This window comes from Ruegeria sp. CRTD044, assembly GCF_059613485.1.
Genome location: NZ_JBXWSP010000011.1, coordinates 148,343 through 165,588 on the forward strand (window position 1 = coordinate 148,343; position 17,246 = coordinate 165,588).

The following is a 17,246-nucleotide window of genomic DNA, read 5'->3' on the forward strand; positions in this document are numbered from 1 at the left end:
AGAAGACCAAAAGGGAGAATACATCATGAGAACAACCACACTGACCGCCGTGCTGCTGGCGTCATCGGCCCTGGCCGGTGCGGCAATGGCCGAAACCACGCTGACCATCGAAAGCTGGCGCAACGACGACCTGGCCCTGTGGCAGGAAAAGATCATCCCGGCCTTTGAGGCCAAGCATCCCGACATCAAGATCAAGTTCACCCCATCGGCCCCGGCGGAGTATAATGCCGCCCTGAACGCCAAGCTGGATGCCGGTTCGGCCGGAGACCTGATCACCTGCCGCCCCTTCGACACCTCACTTGGCCTGTACGAGGCGGGCAAGCTGGCCGATCTTTCGGACCTTGAAGGCATGGCGAACTTCTCGGACGTCGCCAAATCGGCGTGGCAGACCGATGACGGCTCGGCCACCTTCTGCGTGCCGATGGCCTCGGTGATCCATGGGTTCATCTACAACAAGGACGCGTTCGACGAGTTGGGCCTGTCGGTTCCGGAAACCGAAGCCGAGTTCTTTGCCGTTCTGGACAAGATCAAGGAAGACGGCACCTATATCCCCATGGCCATGGGCACCAATGACCAGTGGGAAGCGGCCACCATGGGTTACAACAACATCGGGCCGAACTATTGGAAAGGCGAAGAAGGTCGCCTCGCCCTGATCGAAGGTTCTCAGAAACTGACGGACGAGCCGTGGGTCGCCCCCTACCGCCAGCTGGCCAAATGGGGTGCCTATCTGGGCGACGGGTTCGAAGCGCAGACCTATCCTGACAGCCAGAACCTGTTCACGCTGGGCCGCGCCGCCATCTATCCGGCCGGCAGCTGGGAGATCAGCGGCTTCAACAACCTGGCCGATTTCGAGATGGGCGCTTTCAAGCCGCCAGTCCAGAATGCCGGGGACGAGTGCTATATCTCGGATCACACCGACATCGCCATTGGTCTGAACGCGGCGTCGCCCAACGCCGATGCGGCACGCACCTTCCTGAACTGGGTCGGGTCCGAGGAATTCGCGCAGATCTATGCAAACGCCCTGCCCGGCTTCTTCTCTCTCTCCAGCTTCGATGTGGCGATGGAGGACCCATTGGCACAGGAATTCGTCAGCTGGCGGAACGAGTGCAACTCGACCATCCGGTCCACCTATCAGATCCTGTCGCGTGGAACGCCCAATCTTGAGAACGAGACCTGGAACGCATCGGCTCAGGTGATCAAAGGCGAGGAATCGCCCGAGGACGCCGGCAAGCGCCTGCAGGACGGGTTGGCCAGCTGGTACGCCCCGCACCAGTAACCCGTCTTTCGAGACACAAACGGCTCTGGCCAGACGGCCAGAGCCACCCTGAGCTTTCGAGGAACAACATGGGCAATCGCCGGATCAAATGGCACATCGTGGTGTTTCTGGCACCCGCAGTGCTGGTCTACTCGGCCGTCATGGTCTTTCCGCTGTTCAACACGCTGCGGCTGGCACTGTACGCCGAGGTCGATCAGGCCCGTGTGTTCGTAGGCCTGGACAACTTCCGCACCCTGTTCGGCGACCCGATTTGGTCGGATGCGTTCTGGAACGCACTGGGCAACAATTTCTGGTTCTTCTTCATTCACATGCTGGTGCAGAATCCGATCGGGATCGCACTGGCGGCAATCCTCAGCCACCCACGCCTGCGCTTTGCTGCGTTTTATCGATCGGCCATCTTCATCCCGACGATCCTGTCCTTCGTGATCGTTGGCTTCGCCTGGAAGCTGATCCTGTCGCCGATCTGGGGCATCGCCCCCGATATGCTGGCCGCGGTGGGACTCAAATCTCTGTTCGCGCCTTGGCTGGGCAAAGAAGAATACGCGCTGACCACGCTGGCCCTGATTTCGGTCTGGCAGTTCGTGGGCATTCCGATGATGTTGATCTATGCCGCCCTGCTGTCGATCCCCGAAGAGATCCTCGAGGCCGCCGAAGTCGAAGGCATCACCGGCATGTCCGCCTTCTGGAAGATCAAGCTGCCGCTGATCCTGCCTTCTATCGGCATCATCTCGATCCTGACATTTGTCGGCAATTTCAATGCGTTCGATCTGATCTACGCATCCCAGGGCGCTCTGGCGGGGCCGGACTTCTCGACCGACATCCTTGGCACGTTCATGTACCGAACCTTCTTCGGGTTCCAATTGCAACTCGGTGACCCGCACATGGGATCGGCCATAGCAACGGGCATGTTCGCCATCATCCTGACAGGGGTCTGCATCTATCTGTTCCTGATCCAGACCCGCATCCGCCGGTATCAGTTCTGAGGGGCCCGAAGAGCATGAACAAAGCCCGCAGAAACCCCTTCAACATCGCCGCCATGCATGGCGCGCTGATCCTCTATACGCTGATCGCCCTGTTTCCGGTCTTCGTGATCGTGATCAACAGCTTCAAGTCGCGCAAGGCGATCTTCCGTGAACCGCTGGCCCTGCCCGATGCCGACTCATTCTCGATGATCGGATACCAGACGGTGATGAAACAGGGCGACTTCTTCCTGTATTTCCAGAATTCGATGATTGTCACCGTCGTGTCGCTGTTCCTGATCCTGCTGTTCGGCGCAATGGCGGCTTTCGCGCTCAGCGAATACCGGTTCAAGGGCAACAAGCTGATGGGCCTGTACCTTGCATTGGGCATCATGATTCCGATCCGCATCGGCACGGTTGCGATCCTTGACATGATGGTGGCGACCGGTCTGGTCAACACGCTGATGGCGCTGATCCTCGTCTACACCGCACAGGGCCTGCCGCTGGCCGTATTCATCCTGTCCGAGTTCATGCGGCAAGTCAGCGACGACCTCAAGAATGCAGGCCGCATCGACGGGCTGAGCGAATACACCATCTTCTTCCGCCTGGTTCTGCCTCTGGTGCGTCCGGCCATGGCGACCGTGGCCGTGTTCAACATGATCCCGATCTGGAACGACCTGTGGTTCCCGCTGATCCTGGCCCCGGCCGAAGAGACCAAGACCCTGACCCTCGGTAGCCAGGTCTTCATCGGTCAGTTCGTCACCGACTGGAACGCGGTGCTTTCGGCACTCAGCATGGCGATCCTGCCGGTCATGGTTCTGTATGTCATCTTCTCGCGGCAACTGATCCGCGGGATCACTTCGGGGGCGGTCAAATGATCCGGGTTCTGATCGCAGGTTTGGGAAACATGGGCCTCAGCCACGCGCTGGCGCATCATCACCATCCCGACGCCCAGATCGTGGGTCTGGTGAACCGATCCGGGACAGTGGATCACCCGGATTTGCAGGGGTATCCGGTCTTCACCGATTTCCATACGGCGCTTGCAGACACTAACCCTGATCTGGCCGTGATTGCCACCTATTCCGACAGCCATGCCGACTATGCCTGTGCCGCAATGGACGCCGGTGCGCATGTCTTTGTCGAGAAACCCCTGGCCACCACGGTCGCAGACGCACGCCGTGTCGTCGAGAAGGCCACTGACGCCAACCGAAAGCTGGTGGTTGGTTACATCCTTCGGCATCACCCCTCGTGGATGCGGTTGATATCCGAGGCGCGTGACCTGGGCGGCCCCTATGTCTTTCGCCTGAACCTGAACCAGCAGTCCGACGGTCCGACATGGGAGACGCACAAGGCGCTGATGCAAACCACTTCACCCATCGTGGACTGCGGTGTGCATTACGTCGACGTCATGTGCCAGATTACCGATGCCCGGCCCGTTCGGGTCAACGGCATGGGCCTGCGATTGTCGGACGAGATCGCGCCCGACATGTACAATTACGGCCAGTTCCAGGTGGTGTTCGAAGATGGCTCGGTTGGTTGGTACGAGGCCGGTTGGGGTCCTATGATGTCCGAAACGGCGTTCTTCGTGAAAGACATCGTTTCACCCAATGGCGCGGTTTCCATTACCGAAGGCAACAAGGGCGCATCCGATGATGTGGACGGCCACACAAAAGTGGGCGGCATTCTTGTGCACAAATCCAGCGGCGACACCCTGATCGAGATGGATGGCGAACCTGGCCACCAGGAACTGTGCGACGCCGAACAAGCCTACATGCTGCAAGCCATCGCGCAGGACATCGACCTGACCCGCCACATGAATGACGCGGTGCAATCCCTGCGGATCTGCCTTGCCGCCGACCAAAGCATTCGATCCGGCCAGCCGGTCGACCTGAAGGAGACGTGACGTGACCGCCCTGAAACTGACCAATGTGTGCAAGTCCTTCGGACAGGTAAACGTGCTGAAGAACATCGACCTGACCGTCGAGGAAAACGAATTCGTGGTCTTTGTTGGCCCCTCGGGTTGCGGCAAGTCCACCCTGTTGCGCGTGATCGCGGGGCTTGAAGAGGCGACCTCAGGAACGGTCGAAATCGATGGCCAGACCGTCAACGAGGTCCCACCGGCCAAGCGCGGCATCGCAATGGTGTTCCAGTCTTATGCGCTGTATCCGCATCTGACTGTTCGGGGGAACATGGAACTGGGCTTGAAGCAGGCCGGTCATCCCAAGGACGAAGTCGCGCGCCGCATCACCGAAGCCAGCCGCATGTTGTCGCTGGATCCGTATCTTGAACGTCGCCCGGCCGAGTTGTCCGGCGGTCAGCGCCAGCGCGTCGCGATCGGCCGCGCGATCGTACGGAACCCGAAGCTTTTCCTTTTTGACGAGCCGTTGTCCAATCTGGATGCCGCGTTGCGCCTGAACACCCGGGTCGAAATCGCAAACCTGCACCGCCAGATCGACGCAAGCATGATCTACGTGACCCACGACCAGACCGAGGCGATGACTTTGGCGGACAAGATCGTTGTGTTGCGCGACGGCCGGGTCGAACAGATCGGCAGCCCGATGGAGCTGTACAACAACCCCGCCAACCGGTTCGTGGCCGAGTTCATCGGGTCTCCGGCGATGAATTTCGTGCCCGCCGATCGGATCGGTGGATCTGGCCGGCAACTCATCGGCATTCGCCCTGAATACGCTCGCCTTGGGCAGTCGGGTCCGCTTTCGGGCACAGTCGTTCACGTGGAAAACCTTGGAGCAGATACCAACGTGTTGGTCGATATCGGTACCGACAAGCCCTTTACCGTTCGGGCCTTTGGTCAGCATCAGGTGTCCCCGGGGACGCAGGTCGGCATCGACTATGATCCGGCCAATGCACTGACGTTCGGAGAGGACGGGTTGCGGGTTTGACCGGGCCCGTTCAGCGCCCCCAATTGTCGGCCGGGTCGCTGTCGGCATAGTCTCGCAGCTGCGGAATGTCCGAGATTTCCGCGTGGTTGCGGTTGATCTTCACCCCCACCGCCTTGAGCCGCGAAAACGCACGGCTCAGGCTTTCGGGCTTCATACCCAGACGCCCGGCGATCAGCATCTTGTCATAGGGCAGCTCGACTTCGCAGGCGCCGTCGTCGCAGTCACACAGGTTCAGCAGGAACTCGGCCACCCGCTGCGCCCCGGTCTGGGCTTTGAGCTGTTCCAGCTGGGACACCAGCGAATGCAAATGTGTGAAGGTCGAAGCCAGGATCGAGATCCCGATCTCGGGGTCGGTCTTCATCAAAGAAATCAACACCGGGCTGGGAATGTGCATGATCTCGCAGGCCGAGACCGCCTCGGCCGAAACCGGATAAGGCACGTTGCGCAGCGCTACCGCTTCGCCAAAGCTTTCGCCGCGGGTAAAGACGCTGACCACGGCCTCAGCCCCGGTGGGCGACATGCGGAACAGCTTGACCCATCCGGCCAGGACGACATGCACGGCCTGAGCGCTTTCTTCCTGCACAAAGATCGTCTCGCCACGGTCATACTGGCGCCAGATCGCGTGGCTCAGCAGGTTTTCGACATGCTGATCCGGCAGGCTTTTGAGCAGCAGCGACTGCCGCGCAATGGCTTTTTGTGCTTCATGCGCCACGAAGGCATCCCCTTTTGTCCGGCCGAAAACCCGGCCCATCCATCCCTGCGCCAGCCTATGCCAAACCCGCGCGCCGCGCACCACCCTTTTCCCAGCCTCGCTTGACTATTGTCATGTTCCCGGCGTGCGCGCACCCATAGTCTGCCCGCCAACAGCCAGTTTTCCGGGGAGATCGAGACATGGATTACGAGCGTTTCTTCAGCCAGAGCCTCAGCGACCTGAAGGCCGAGGGCAACTATCGTGTCTTCATCGAGCTGCAGCGCAAATGCGGCGCCTTCCCCAATGCCCGCCAGACCGATGGCGCGGCGGCACGGGACGTGCGCATCTGGTGTTCGAACGACTATCTGGGCATGGGCCAGCACCCGTCGGTTCTGGCGGCAATGCATGATGCGCTGGACCGCTGCGGCGCCGGTGCGGGCGGCACCCGCAACATTTCCGGCACCACCCATGACCACGTCCTGCTGGAGCAGGAACTGGCCGACCTGCACGGGAAAGAGGCGGCGCTGCTGTTCACCTCCGGCTACGTCTCAAACTGGGCCGCGCTGGGGACGCTGGCGGCCAAGATCCCCGGCCTGATCGTGTTCTCGGACGCGCTGAACCATGCCTCGATGATCGAGGGAATCCGCCATTCGCGGGCGCAGAAGGTGATCTGGAAGCACAACGATCTGGACGACCTGCGCGCCAAGCTGGCCGCCGCCGACCCCGAGGCGCCCAAGATGATCGCCTTTGAATCGGTCTATTCGATGGATGGCGACATCGCGCCGATCAAGGAAATCTGCGACCTGGCCGATGAATTCGGCGCCATGACCTATCTGGACGAGGTGCATGCCGTCGGCCTCTACGGCCCGCGCGGCGGCGGCATCGCCGAACGCGAGGGTCTGATGGACCGCCTGACCGTGATCGAGGGCACGCTGGGCAAGGCCTTCGGCGTTGTGGGCGGCTATATCGCCGCCTCGGCCGCGCTGTGCGATTTCGTGCGCAGCTTTGCCAGCGGGTTCATCTTTACCACCGCCCTGCCCCCGGCGGTCGCGGCCGGGGCTGCGGCCTCGATCCGGCATCTGAAGCAGTCGAATGCGGAACGCGACCTTCAGAAGGCGCGCGTGGCCCAGGTGCGCGCCCGGCTCGACGCCGAGGGCATCCCGCATCTGCCCAACCCCAGCCACATCATCCCGGTGATGGTGGGCGACCCGGTCAAGTGCAAGTTCATCTCGGACACGCTGCTGGAAGAGTTCGGCATCTACATCCAGCCGATCAACTATCCCACCGTACCCAAAGGCACCGAGCGGCTGCGCATCACGCCCTCGCCCGTGCATACCGATGCCGATATCGACCATCTGGTCGGCGCGCTGTCGGCTTTGTGGCAGCGGTGCCAGATCGCCCGGATGCCGATGGCCGCGCAATAGATTTCTGTCCCTGAACTGGCAAGCCGCCGTGCCCCTGTGCGCGGCGGTTCTTTTTTGCCTCAGACCAGACAGAGCGCGAAGATCAATGCCGCAAAGGCGCTCAGCACCAGCGTGAAGCCCCGCAGCCAGGCCGGGCTGCATTCAAGGTCGAGATACCGCGCCAGGATGATGCGAGCCTTGCACAAGGCCAGCAGCAGGATGCCGCCCCCGACCAGCCGGGGCTCAATGGGCACAAGGGTCAGCAGGGCCGAGGCCAGGCTGAGCGCGATCAGGCCGGCCCAGGCGCGGGTCAGGCGATCCGCGCGGGTGTATCGGTCAAAGGAAAAACTCGGCATCGCGTCACCCCAGCAGGTAGATCACCGGAAAGAGCAGGACCCAGACCAGATCGACCATGTGCCAGAACTGGCCCCCCGCCTCGATATTGCGGGGATCGTCGCGCCAGGCGACCAGCAGCAGAATGACGACCCCGGCCAGCACATGCGCGGCATGGAACCCGGTGAGAAGGTAGTAGAACAGGAAGAACGGGTGGGTCTCATAGCTGATGCCCTGCGCGGCCTTGCCGCCATATTCCGCGCCCTTGATGATCAGGAACACCACGCCCAGCAGGGCCGCGCCGATCAGGGCCAGCCGCGCGGCGCCACGGCGTGCCGCCCGCCGCCAGCGCAGCGCCCGCGCCGCCAGAAAGCCCGAGGTGACCAGAACCCCGGTATTGAGCGCGGCTCCGGTGCGGTAGAGATGCGATTGCGCCTCGGCAAAGCCGGACGGATCGGTCAGGCGGACACCCATGAAGGCGATCAGCCCGGCCCCGAACACCAGCAGCTCCGAGACGATCAGAACCCACATCAGCAATTCGCCGGGCAACTCGTCGATCAAGGACGTATCACTCATGCGCCGACCAGTTGGCGATAGATCTGCGGCAGGGCCATGGTCAGGCGGTTGGGGTCGGGGATCACCGCGAACCCGCCCTGCCCGAACATGCGCGGGAACCAGCTTTTGCCGGTCTTGTCGATGGTGACGCCAAAGACCGACTGCCCCGCCCGGCGCGCCTCGCGCACGGCCATGCAGGTGTCTTCGATGCCGTGGCGGCCCTCGTAGTGGTCGAGATCATTGGGCTTGCCGTCGGTGATCACCAGCAGCAGCCGGCGTTTGCGCGCCTGCGCCGCCAGATCGGCCGAGGCATGACGAATCGCCGCCCCCAGCCGGGTATAGTGGCCCGGCCGCAGCGACGCGATGCGCTGCTCGACGGTGGCGGTCATTGGCTCACTGAACTTTTTGCAGCGCTGCACATAGACCCGCTGGCGTTTCAGCGAACTGAAGGCGTGAATGGCGAAATCGTCGCCGCAGGCGTTCAGGCCCCAGGCCAGCGCCGCCAGTGCCTCGCGTTCGATATCGATCACCGCACGCCCCGCGACCGCGCTTTCGGTCGAGCGGCTTATGTCCAGCAGGATCGACACCGCCAGGTCGCGCGCCTCGGGCCGGGATTGCATCCAGATGCGCTCATTGCCCTCGCCATTGGCGTGGCGGTCCACGGCGCTGCGCACGGCGGCCTCGATGTCCAGCTGGTCGCCGTCCAGATGGCCGCGGGTCATCACCCGGCCCGGGCGCAGCGCCTCGAACTGGCGTTTGACGGCGCGGATGCGGCGGGCGGTGGCCGGGTCCTTGCCGAACTCGGCGGCATCCTCGCGGATCTCGGCATCCGAGGTCAGAACGTTGACGTGATCGGGCAGATACTGCCCCGTGCGCACATCCCATTCCGGGTACAGCACACGCCCCGAAAGGCGCTCGCGGTTCACGTCCTCGGGCGCGAGATCGAGATGCAGTTTCAGCCGGGTCGGCGGGGCCTTCGAGATCTGGCCCAACCCGATCTCATCCTGGTCGTCGGCGGCCTTCTTGGCGTTGTCGGGATCGTCATCGTCGATCCGGCGGTTGAGGTTGAGGAACTCGGCCCAGCTGAGGATCGCCTCGAACTTGTGCAGGATCAGGCTGTCCTGCCGCTCGGCCTGGTCGGACTTGCGGCGACGGGCGCGGTGAGTCTTATGGCCCGATTCCTCGGGTGGGCCGTCGGTGTCGCGGCTTTCGACCTCGGTGTGTTCTGAAAAGGCGACCGCGCGCAGTTCGGGCCACAGGGGCACCGGGCGGAACGGCTGGTACCCGCGCGGGGCGGCCACGTCATCGCCCAGGGCGTCGTAGGCCTGGGCGCGGGCGGACAGGGGCGCTGGGTCGCCCAGCATCCGGCGGATCAGGTCTTCGACGGCGGCCTCGGCCGGGGGCAGGCCCGGCAAGTCGCGCTGATACAGCACGCCCTTGCACAGCTCGGCGTAAAGCGGGCGCAGGCCCGGCGCGTCTTCGAGCGTTGAGGCGACCATCGCGCCGGCCGCCTGCAGGGCGCGCAGATCGGCGCGCAGGGGGTCGTCCTCGTCGATGCGGGTTCCGGCATGGGCAGCGACCGCCGCCAGCCAGACATAAAGCGCGCCATTGGCTTCGCGCGCGGGAAACACCGCCAGCCGGTCGGGCAGGCGCAGGACCTCGCCGTCGAAACTGGCGCGTGGGATCAGCTCGGCCTCGGTGGCCAGCTTGCGCCGCCAGCCCAGCCGGTGGCGCGAGAGCTCGGGCGAAACCGGGCGCAGCTCGACGCCCGGACTGCCGCCCAGCCCCCGGAAAAGAACGGCCAGCCGCCCCGCGACCTGCGACAGGTCGACCGCGGCTCCTTCGTGCACCTCTGGTGCATCAAGGCGGCTGGCAAGGGTGTGCCACAGTTTCCCGATCGTTTCTTCGGGTTCCCATGGCTCAAAGTCGATCCTGACCATCGCCGGCCTCACCCAAAGACGGCGGTGACAAGATCGAGGAGCCCGCGTTTGATATCCTCATCATCGGTCAGAGGTTCGATCATGGCGGCAAGGATGGCGCGGTCGGTGGACATGCCCTGCGCGATCAGCGTCGCGGCATAGACGACCAGACGGGTGGATACGCCTTCCTCGAGGTCCTGACCCTTGAGCCCGCGCAGTTTTCCCGCCAGCCGCACCAGCGGTTTGCAGCGTTCCAGCGGCAGTCCGCTTTCCTGCGCGACCACCTCGGCCTCCATCTGAGGCGAGGGAAAGTCGAATTCCAGCGAGATGAACCGCTGCCGGGTCGAGGGTTTGAGGGTTTTCAGGATGTTCTGATAGCCGGGGTTGTACGAGGCCACCAGCATGAAGCCGGGCGCGGCCTCAAGCTCTTCTCCGGTGCGGTCGATCGGCAGGATGCGCCGATCGTCGGTCAGCGGGTGCAGCACCACGGTCACGTCCTTGCGCGCCTCGACCACCTCGTCAAGGTAACAGATCGCGCCTTCCCGCACCGCGCGGGTCAAGGGACCATCGACCCAGACCGTCTCGCCGCCCTTCAGCAGATAGCGCCCGATCAGGTCGGCGGCGGCCAGGTCGTCGTGGCAGGCTACGGTATAGAGCGGCCGGCCCAGGCTGGCGGCCATGTGGGCCACGAAACGGGTCTTGCCGCACCCTGTCGGCCCCTTCAGCAGGACCGGCAGCTTGTTGGTATAGGCGGCGGCGAACACGTCGCATTCATCGCCTTGGGGCAGGTAGAAGGGGGCGTCTGCCGCCCCCTTTCCCAGTTGCATCGATCCATCCATGTTCATGACTCCGCTGCCACGTGGTCAGGATCGCTTTCCAGACGCTCGCGTTCGACCGGTCCGGGTTCGACGATTTCCTTGCGCGGAACCCAGATCGAGTAGATGAACAGCAGCGCACCGATGACCGCGACCAGACCGGAGCCGAAGCGCATCCAGTAGAAGATCGCGATCTGATCCTGCACATCCATGTAGTAGTCACCCACCACGCGCTGCATGTGCGTCTGGACGGTACCGGCGAAGGTCAGCACGAAGGTCATGAAGACCATGCCGCTGGTCATCAGCCAGAACGAGGCCATGTTCAGCACCTGGTTGTACGGATCCCGGTTTTTCAGGATCGGCATCGCATAGGTGAAGATCGCCAGGTTGAGGCAGACATAGGCGCCGTAGAAGGCCAGGTGCCCGTGAGCCGCGGTGATCTGCGTGCCGTGGGTGTAATAGTTCACCCCGTGCAACGTGTGCAGGAAGCCCCAGACCCCGGCGCCGAAGAAGGCCAGCGTGGCACAGCCCAGCGACCACAGCAGCGCGGCTTTGTTGGGGTGGTCCCGGCGGCCCTTCCAGACCATGACGAAGGCAAAGGCCATCATCGCGAAGAACGGGATTACCTCGAGGCTCGAGAAGATCGACCCGATCCACTGCCAGTAGCCCGGCGTACCGATCCAGTAATAGTGGTGCCCGGTGCCCAGAATGCCCGAGAACAGCGCGGCGGCGACGATGACATAAAGCCATTTCTCGACCACTTCGCGGTCAACACCGGTCAGCTTAAGCATCAGGTAGGCCAGAATCGAGGCCATGATCAGTTCCCACACGCCTTCGACCCACAGATGGACGACATACCACCAATACTGCTTGTCCAGCGACAGGTTGCCCGGGTTGTAGAAGGCGAACAGGAACAGCAGCGCCAGACCCCACAGGCCCAGCAGCAGGATGTTTGTGATGGCGGTCTTCTTGCCCTTCAGCACGGTCAACGACACGTTGTAGAGGAAGATCAGCGCCGCCACGACGATGCCGGCCTTGACCCATTTGGGTTGCTCAAGGAACTCGCGCCCCTCTTTGCCCAGCAACCAGTTGCCTTCGAACAGGTTGAAGACATAGGTCAGCACCACACCCAGCGTGCCCAGAATCAGGATCGCCAGCTGGATATAGGCCAGCTTGGTCGAGTGGATCTCGCGCTCGGCCTCTTCGGGGATCAGGAAATAGGCCGCGCCGAAAAAGCCGGTGATCAGCCATACGATCAGCGCGTTGGTGTGCAGCATCCGCACGATGTTGAACGGCAGAAGCTCGCTCAGAAAGTTCGGGGATACGTAGATCCAGCCGGCCAGCAGACCGCCGATCACCTGGATCGCGAACAGGGCCATTGCGAATGCGAAATAGGCATAGGCCACTTTTTGGGATTCGTATTTCATTGCTCCGTTCCCTTCTCAGCCCGCGTCATTCGGGGGCCAGTCCTGAGCGTCGATATTGTCCGTCCAGATCAGGAAGTTGGCCAGATCACGGATCTCTTCGTCGCTGAGGTTGAATTGGGGCATCTGCCGGCGACCGGGAATGCCGGTGGGTTGCGCCTCCATCCAGCCCTTGAGGGATTCAAAGGCCGATTCCGGGTCGTCCAGAACGCCCCAGCGGGTCATCACGTTGGCGACCTCGGGGGCGAAATAGGCACCCTCACCCATGATCGAGTGGCAGTTGATGCAGGCGTGTTTTTCCCAGACATGCTTGCCCCGGATCACGCTTTCATCCAGCTTCGCCGAGTTCGGCGAATTGACGATGTACAGGTGTGAATGGGCCGACAGGGCCAGAAAGATTAAGATAAAGAACAGTGACCCGCCATAGAATATGTTGCGGGCCATGCTCTTGGTCATGACTTCTCGCATTGCGCTCTCCTTTGCGCCGCTTTGCTGGTAGTGGGACAATGGCGGGATGGGCGGTTTGCCGCCTTAACGAAAGTCAAGACTCTGTCCTGGCACGCGGCCAATAGGCTACATTCCCTTAAAATAAGCGTGAAATGCCCCGAAATCGCCTTGAACCGCTGCTATCAGGGTGCCAAGTCAGATGGAGTTGCCGGGTCTGTGTTGTGCGGTTCCGGTGTCTTTGAATGAGTGAGTGAACGAGTAAAAGATGGCGAACTATTCCTATATCGGCTACGCGCCGGGGGTGATTTCACTTAGTTTTACCGGGTTTAACTCCGGTACCATCACTCTGAGTTCAGGCTATGATCCGAACACCGATCGCCGGGTATTTGACGTAACCGACGCGGCCGGTGGAACGCTCGTGAACGGAGATCCGGACAACGGAACTGATTTCAACGGCGACCGCTTCAACAACGAAGTCGGCGATGACCTGACACAGACAGGCGTTGTCACCAGTCTTGACGGATCAACCACCTTTGATTCCGGCGCTATCTATCTGGAAGAATCCTACGCCCTGACCAAACCGGGCGGCGGTACGATCGATGTTTTTCGGGTCGAGGTTGAAGGAAGTCTTGTCGGATACATCACGTCCGAACCTTTGGTACCCGGTACCGCCTATTCCTTCATTCGTTCGAATGTGACCCCGTCGAACGCGCCGGACACCACCGATCCTACAGCTATTGTCGACGTGCCCTGCTTTACCGCCGGTACGCTGATCGAAACACCCACCGGCGCCAAAGCGATAGAAGATCTGGCCGAAGGCGACCTGGTTCTGACGCTCGATCACGGCCCGCAACCGATTCGCTGGATCGGCTCGCGCACCTTGACGTCGGCCGAGCTGCGAGCCAAGCCACGGCTGCGGCCGGTCTGCGTGTCTGCGGGTGCGCTGGGGGCGGGTCTACCGCGGCGCGATCTGCGGGTCTCTCCGCAGCACCGGATGCTGGTCCGCTCGGCGATTGCCGTGCGCATGTTCGACGCCCAAGAAGTGCTGATCCCCGCCCATAAGCTGGTCGGCGTTCCCGGCGTTCATGTCGATGAAACTGCCAGCAGCGTGCCGTACTACCACATTCTGTTCGACCGCCATGAAATCGTGACCGCCGAGGGGGCTCCGTCGGAAAGCCTGTACACCGGGCCCGAGGCTCTCAAAAGCATTGGCCGCGATGCCCGAGACGAGATCTTCGAGATATTCCCCGAGCTTGACGACCCGGATCATGTCCCGATCGCCGCTCGGCCCATTCCCGAAACCGGCAAGCGTGCGCGGCACATGATCCATCGGCATGTCAAAAACGCGCGACCATTGATCGACCGGGCCTGAGCCGCTCAGGACGGTACCGCACGCGGACCCACCAAGGCCGGCCACATCGCCACCACATACAGCGCCATCGCGCTGATCCACAGCCCGTCGGCGACCAGCATGGTGGTCAGAAATTGCGCGTCCAACCCGGACCCAATCCAGCGCAAGATCGCAGCCAAAGCCATCGCTCCGTAGGCGACGACCACCGGAGCGGGGGCGACAAGCGCCCTGCCGCTATGGCCAAGCGCAGCGCGGCTCATGACCGCCAGGGTCATCCCGCCCACACAGCCGATGCCCAACACATGCAGCGCACCGAGTTCGCTGCCGAGGCCCAACAGGCTCATTCCCCACAGAACCAAGCCAAGGCCCAGCATCCCCAGGGCCAGATGCAGCGCAAACAGGATCGGCTGCCGGAGCGCCCAAGCCCCCCGCCAAGCTGACAGGCGCAAGCCCTGTATCACTCCGAGGACCAGTGCCATTATCGCGACTGCGTACCCGGCCCCGAAGATTAGCATCGCAGCGGGCAGCAGCAGGGCCAGCACCATGTTGCTTTTTTCCATCCAATCACGACTGACAGGCCAGTCAGCTTCGGGCACGCCTGCGCGCTTCATTGCGTTGCGCGTAAAGGCCGGAGTGATCCGACCTCCCAGAATGGCGATCATGGAACACAAGGCCAGCAAACCTGTGCGCAGACCGACATCCAGGGTTCCGGCCGTCACACCGATCCAGTCCAGATGGGTCAACAGGTTTGACACCCAGATGTAGGCCAGCAACAGAAGAAAGATCATGTTCTGCGGCTTGGGACGCCGGATCAGCTGGGTGGCGATCTTGGCCGCAAGAACCGGCACGAAGGCGAGGTCGAGCACTGCGACAATCACCGGGTCGATCGCACCCGAGAACCACAGTGCCACGCGCCCGGCCAACCACAGCGCCGCTGCAGCGGCAATAAATAGGCGCCGCGCCTCGGGGGCGCCGGTCCAGTTGGGAACTGCGGTCAGAAAGAACCCGCCCAGTGCGGCACTGGCATAGCCGAAAATCATCTCGTGCGCGTGCCACATCGGCGGGCTCATGGCATAGGGCGCTTTGGTCCACATTTCGATCCCGGCCAGCGTTGCCAGCCACCCGCCCCAGGCCAGACCGGCAAACACGCCGTAAAGACCTGCAAACAGAAAAAAGACCCGGAACCCCTCACCCATAACGCGCGTGATTGCCGATGGCATGCCTGCTCTCCTTGGCCAAGCTGTTCGTTTGCCAAGCACTAGCAACCGCTGGGCCCGCGCCCCTTAACCAAAATCAAGCGTCGGCGAAAACATGACCCCAAAAAGCACTTATTTTCATGGCTTTTTTCCACCCCATTTCCCTCTGAACGCCCCCTCCGTTGACTTTCGTCAAGGAGAAGACGCCCGTCCCGGCGCAGTGTCCGGCCTGCCTCACCAGCAAACGGAGAGTGATCATGTCACTTGGAATCAGCCATTACACCACCGGCCGCGCCTTCAGGGTCGGTCTGGCCATGTTGTTGGGCAGCGTCGCTGCTCCGACATTCGCCGAAGAGCCAACCCTGAGCGACGAGGCCTTCGAGGCTTCGAAACAGCTCTATTTCGAACAATGTGCCGGCTGCCACGGCGTGCTGCGCAAAGGCGCCACCGGCAAGAACCTCGAGCCGCACTGGAAGAAAACCGCAGCCGACGGCACCGTGACCGAAGGCGGCACCCTGCAACTGGGCCAGGAGCGCCTTGAAAAGATCATCGCGTGGGGCACCGAAGGCGGCATGAACAACTTCTCGGACATCATGACCGAGGAGCAGATTCGCGACATGGCGACCTACATCATGATGGACGCGCCCAAGCCGCCGGAAATGTCGCTTGAACAGATGAAGGCGACCCGCAAGGTCTATGTCGAAGAGGCAGATTATCCGACCGAGCCGTTGCACGGTCGCAACTGGGAGAACTTCTTCGTCGTCATCGAACGTGACGTGGGCAAGGTTGCCGTAATCGACGGCGACACCAAAGAGGTGCTGACCCACATCCCCACCGGATATGCCGTGCACGTTCTGAAAGCGTCCGAACACCACAGCCTGACCGAACCGGAACATCCCGGCCGCTTCTGGTACACCATGGGTCGCGACGGCAAGATGACCAAAATCGACCTCTGGCAGACGCCAGACAAGATGTTGGTCTCGGAGGTCAAGATCGCCTATGACGCCCGCGACGTCGCAGTTTCCGGCGATGGCAAATACGTCATCGGTGGTGGTTACTGGCCGCCGCACTTCGCGATCGTTGACGCCAAAACCATGGAACCGCTCAAGGTCGTTTCGACCCGCGGCGTGAACGTGGACGGCGACTATGTCGAAGAGAGCCGCGTGGCCGCGATCTACACGACACCGAACGAACCCACTTGGATCGTCGCCGTGAAAGAACTGGGCCAGTTGTGGCAGGTCGATTACACGGACCTCGACAACCTGCGCATCGACAAGATCGACAGCGCCAAGTTCCTGCATGACGGGTTCTTTGACCCGACGGGCCGCTATTTCCAGATCGCCGCGAACGCGTCGAACAAAATGGTAGTCGTCGATACCGAAACCCACAAGCTGGAGGCGATGATCGACACCGCCGCCCTGCCGCACCCCGGACCGGGCGCAAACTGGGTCGATCCGAACTGTGGACCGGTTGCCGGCACGACCCACCTGGGTGTGGGTACCGTGACCGTTTGGGGCAACGACCCCGAAGGCCACCCGGATCAGGCTTGGAAGGTCTGCTACGAAGTAGAGACGGACGGCCCCGGCCTGTTTGTCCGCACCCACCCGAACTCAGACTACATCTGGGCTGACCAGACCAAACACCCCGAGCCGGAAATCCAGCAGTCGGTGCAAGTCATCTCGAAAGAGACCGGCGAGATCGTGAAAACGATCCAGATCACCGAAGACGAAGGCAGTGCCGCCGTTCACTTTGAATTCAATGCCGACGGCACCGAGGTCTGGGTCTCCAAGTGGAACCTGTCGGACTCCAAGGAGCCCAACGGTCAAATCGTGATCTTCGACGCCAAGACGCTGGAAGAGATCGGCCGTATCGACGGGCTCTATGCGCCGACCGGCAAGTTCAACGTCTACAACCGCTCGAACCACGTCACCTGACGGGTTGGCAGCAAGCACAGGAAAGGGCGGGCCCCTCGCCCGC

16 protein-coding genes are annotated in these 17,246 nt (G+C 62.1%); 8 read left to right on the forward strand and 8 right to left on the reverse strand.

Annotated elements, in window-relative coordinates; all coding sequences use genetic code 11:
- Positions 1-25: 25 nt before the first annotated feature.
- The 5 genes from AC2FNL_RS10710 to AC2FNL_RS10730 all read left to right on the forward strand — a co-directional run bounded on the left by AC2FNL_RS10710 (position 26) and on the right by AC2FNL_RS10730 (position 5,135).
- Positions 26-1,276: an ABC transporter substrate-binding protein gene (locus AC2FNL_RS10710; protein ID WP_170341178.1), complete on the forward strand. Its 1,251-nt coding sequence runs from the start codon at positions 26-28 to the stop codon at positions 1,274-1,276.
- 68 nt (positions 1,277-1,344) lie between these two features.
- Entirely contained in the window at positions 1,345-2,259 is a 915-nt protein-coding gene (locus AC2FNL_RS10715) for a carbohydrate ABC transporter permease (RefSeq protein ID WP_496833554.1), read from the forward strand.
- Between the two features lie 14 nt (positions 2,260-2,273).
- Positions 2,274-3,113: a carbohydrate ABC transporter permease gene (locus AC2FNL_RS10720; RefSeq protein WP_496833556.1), complete on the forward strand. Its 840-nt coding sequence runs from the start codon at positions 2,274-2,276 to the stop codon at positions 3,111-3,113.
- Positions 3,110-4,138 (forward strand): Gfo/Idh/MocA family protein, encoded by a 1,029-nt coding sequence (locus AC2FNL_RS10725; protein ID WP_170341789.1) that lies wholly within the window; start codon positions 3,110-3,112, stop codon positions 4,136-4,138. Before AC2FNL_RS10720 ends, AC2FNL_RS10725 begins: the two co-directional genes overlap by 4 nt.
- Before the next feature lies 1 nt (position 4,139).
- Entirely contained in the window at positions 4,140-5,135 is a 996-nt protein-coding gene (locus AC2FNL_RS10730) for an ABC transporter ATP-binding protein (RefSeq protein WP_093963182.1), read from the forward strand.
- A gap of 10 nt (positions 5,136-5,145) precedes the next feature.
- On the opposite strand, the gene AC2FNL_RS10735 is transcribed toward AC2FNL_RS10730, so the two are convergent.
- Positions 5,146-5,847: a Crp/Fnr family transcriptional regulator gene (locus AC2FNL_RS10735; protein WP_496833557.1), complete on the reverse strand. Its 702-nt coding sequence runs from the start codon at positions 5,845-5,847 to the stop codon at positions 5,146-5,148.
- A 179-nt stretch (positions 5,848-6,026) separates the two neighbouring features.
- Here AC2FNL_RS10735 and hemA point away from each other — a divergent pair, with 179 nt between their 5' ends.
- Positions 6,027-7,250, forward strand: coding sequence for a 5-aminolevulinate synthase (hemA, locus tag AC2FNL_RS10740; RefSeq protein WP_496833558.1), 1,224 nt, complete (start codon positions 6,027-6,029; stop codon positions 7,248-7,250).
- Between the two features lie 59 nt (positions 7,251-7,309).
- On the opposite strand, the gene AC2FNL_RS10745 is transcribed toward hemA, so the two are convergent.
- From AC2FNL_RS10745 to AC2FNL_RS10770, 6 genes are read right to left on the reverse strand one after another with little or no spacing between them, the layout of a single operon-like run.
- Entirely contained in the window at positions 7,310-7,585 is a 276-nt protein-coding gene (locus AC2FNL_RS10745; protein WP_496833560.1) for a cytochrome C oxidase subunit IV family protein, read from the reverse strand.
- A gap of 4 nt (positions 7,586-7,589) precedes the next feature.
- Entirely contained in the window at positions 7,590-8,138 is a 549-nt protein-coding gene (locus AC2FNL_RS10750) for a cytochrome c oxidase subunit 3 (protein WP_496833561.1), read from the reverse strand.
- Complete coding sequence (locus tag AC2FNL_RS10755; RefSeq protein ID WP_496833563.1) at positions 8,135-10,057, reverse strand: nitric oxide reductase activation protein NorD; 1,923 nt, start codon at positions 10,055-10,057, stop codon at positions 8,135-8,137. Before AC2FNL_RS10755 ends, AC2FNL_RS10750 begins: the two co-directional genes overlap by 4 nt.
- A gap of 8 nt (positions 10,058-10,065) precedes the next feature.
- On the reverse strand, positions 10,066-10,881 hold the full coding sequence (locus tag AC2FNL_RS10760) for a CbbQ/NirQ/NorQ/GpvN family protein (RefSeq protein ID WP_093963187.1): 816 nt from the start codon (positions 10,879-10,881) through the stop codon (positions 10,066-10,068).
- Positions 10,878-12,278 carry a cbb3-type cytochrome c oxidase subunit I gene (locus AC2FNL_RS10765; RefSeq protein ID WP_093963188.1) on the reverse strand — a complete coding sequence of 467 codons (1,401 nt, stop codon included), beginning with the start codon at positions 12,276-12,278 and terminating at the stop codon, positions 10,878-10,880. The genes AC2FNL_RS10760 and AC2FNL_RS10765 overlap by 4 nt, the downstream gene beginning before the upstream one ends.
- Positions 12,279-12,293: 15 nt before the next feature.
- A complete protein-coding gene (locus AC2FNL_RS10770; RefSeq protein ID WP_093963737.1) occupies positions 12,294-12,743 on the reverse strand; it encodes a c-type cytochrome in 450 nt (149 codons plus the stop codon).
- 244 nt (positions 12,744-12,987) lie between these two features.
- Between AC2FNL_RS10770 and AC2FNL_RS10775 the strand changes: the two genes are divergently transcribed.
- Positions 12,988-14,094, forward strand: a complete 1,107-nt coding sequence (locus tag AC2FNL_RS10775; RefSeq protein WP_496833564.1) for a Hint domain-containing protein — start codon at positions 12,988-12,990, stop codon at positions 14,092-14,094.
- A 5-nt stretch (positions 14,095-14,099) separates the two neighbouring features.
- On the opposite strand, the gene AC2FNL_RS10780 is transcribed toward AC2FNL_RS10775, so the two are convergent.
- Complete coding sequence (locus AC2FNL_RS10780) at positions 14,100-15,293, reverse strand: NnrS family protein (protein ID WP_496833565.1); 1,194 nt, start codon at positions 15,291-15,293, stop codon at positions 14,100-14,102.
- A gap of 233 nt (positions 15,294-15,526) precedes the next feature.
- Between AC2FNL_RS10780 and AC2FNL_RS10785 the strand changes: the two genes are divergently transcribed.
- The gene (locus AC2FNL_RS10785) at positions 15,527-17,203 is read left to right on the forward strand and encodes a cytochrome D1 domain-containing protein (protein ID WP_093963191.1); all 1,677 of its coding nucleotides are present in this window, start codon (positions 15,527-15,529) and stop codon (positions 17,201-17,203) included.
- Positions 17,204-17,246 lie beyond the last annotated feature (43 nt).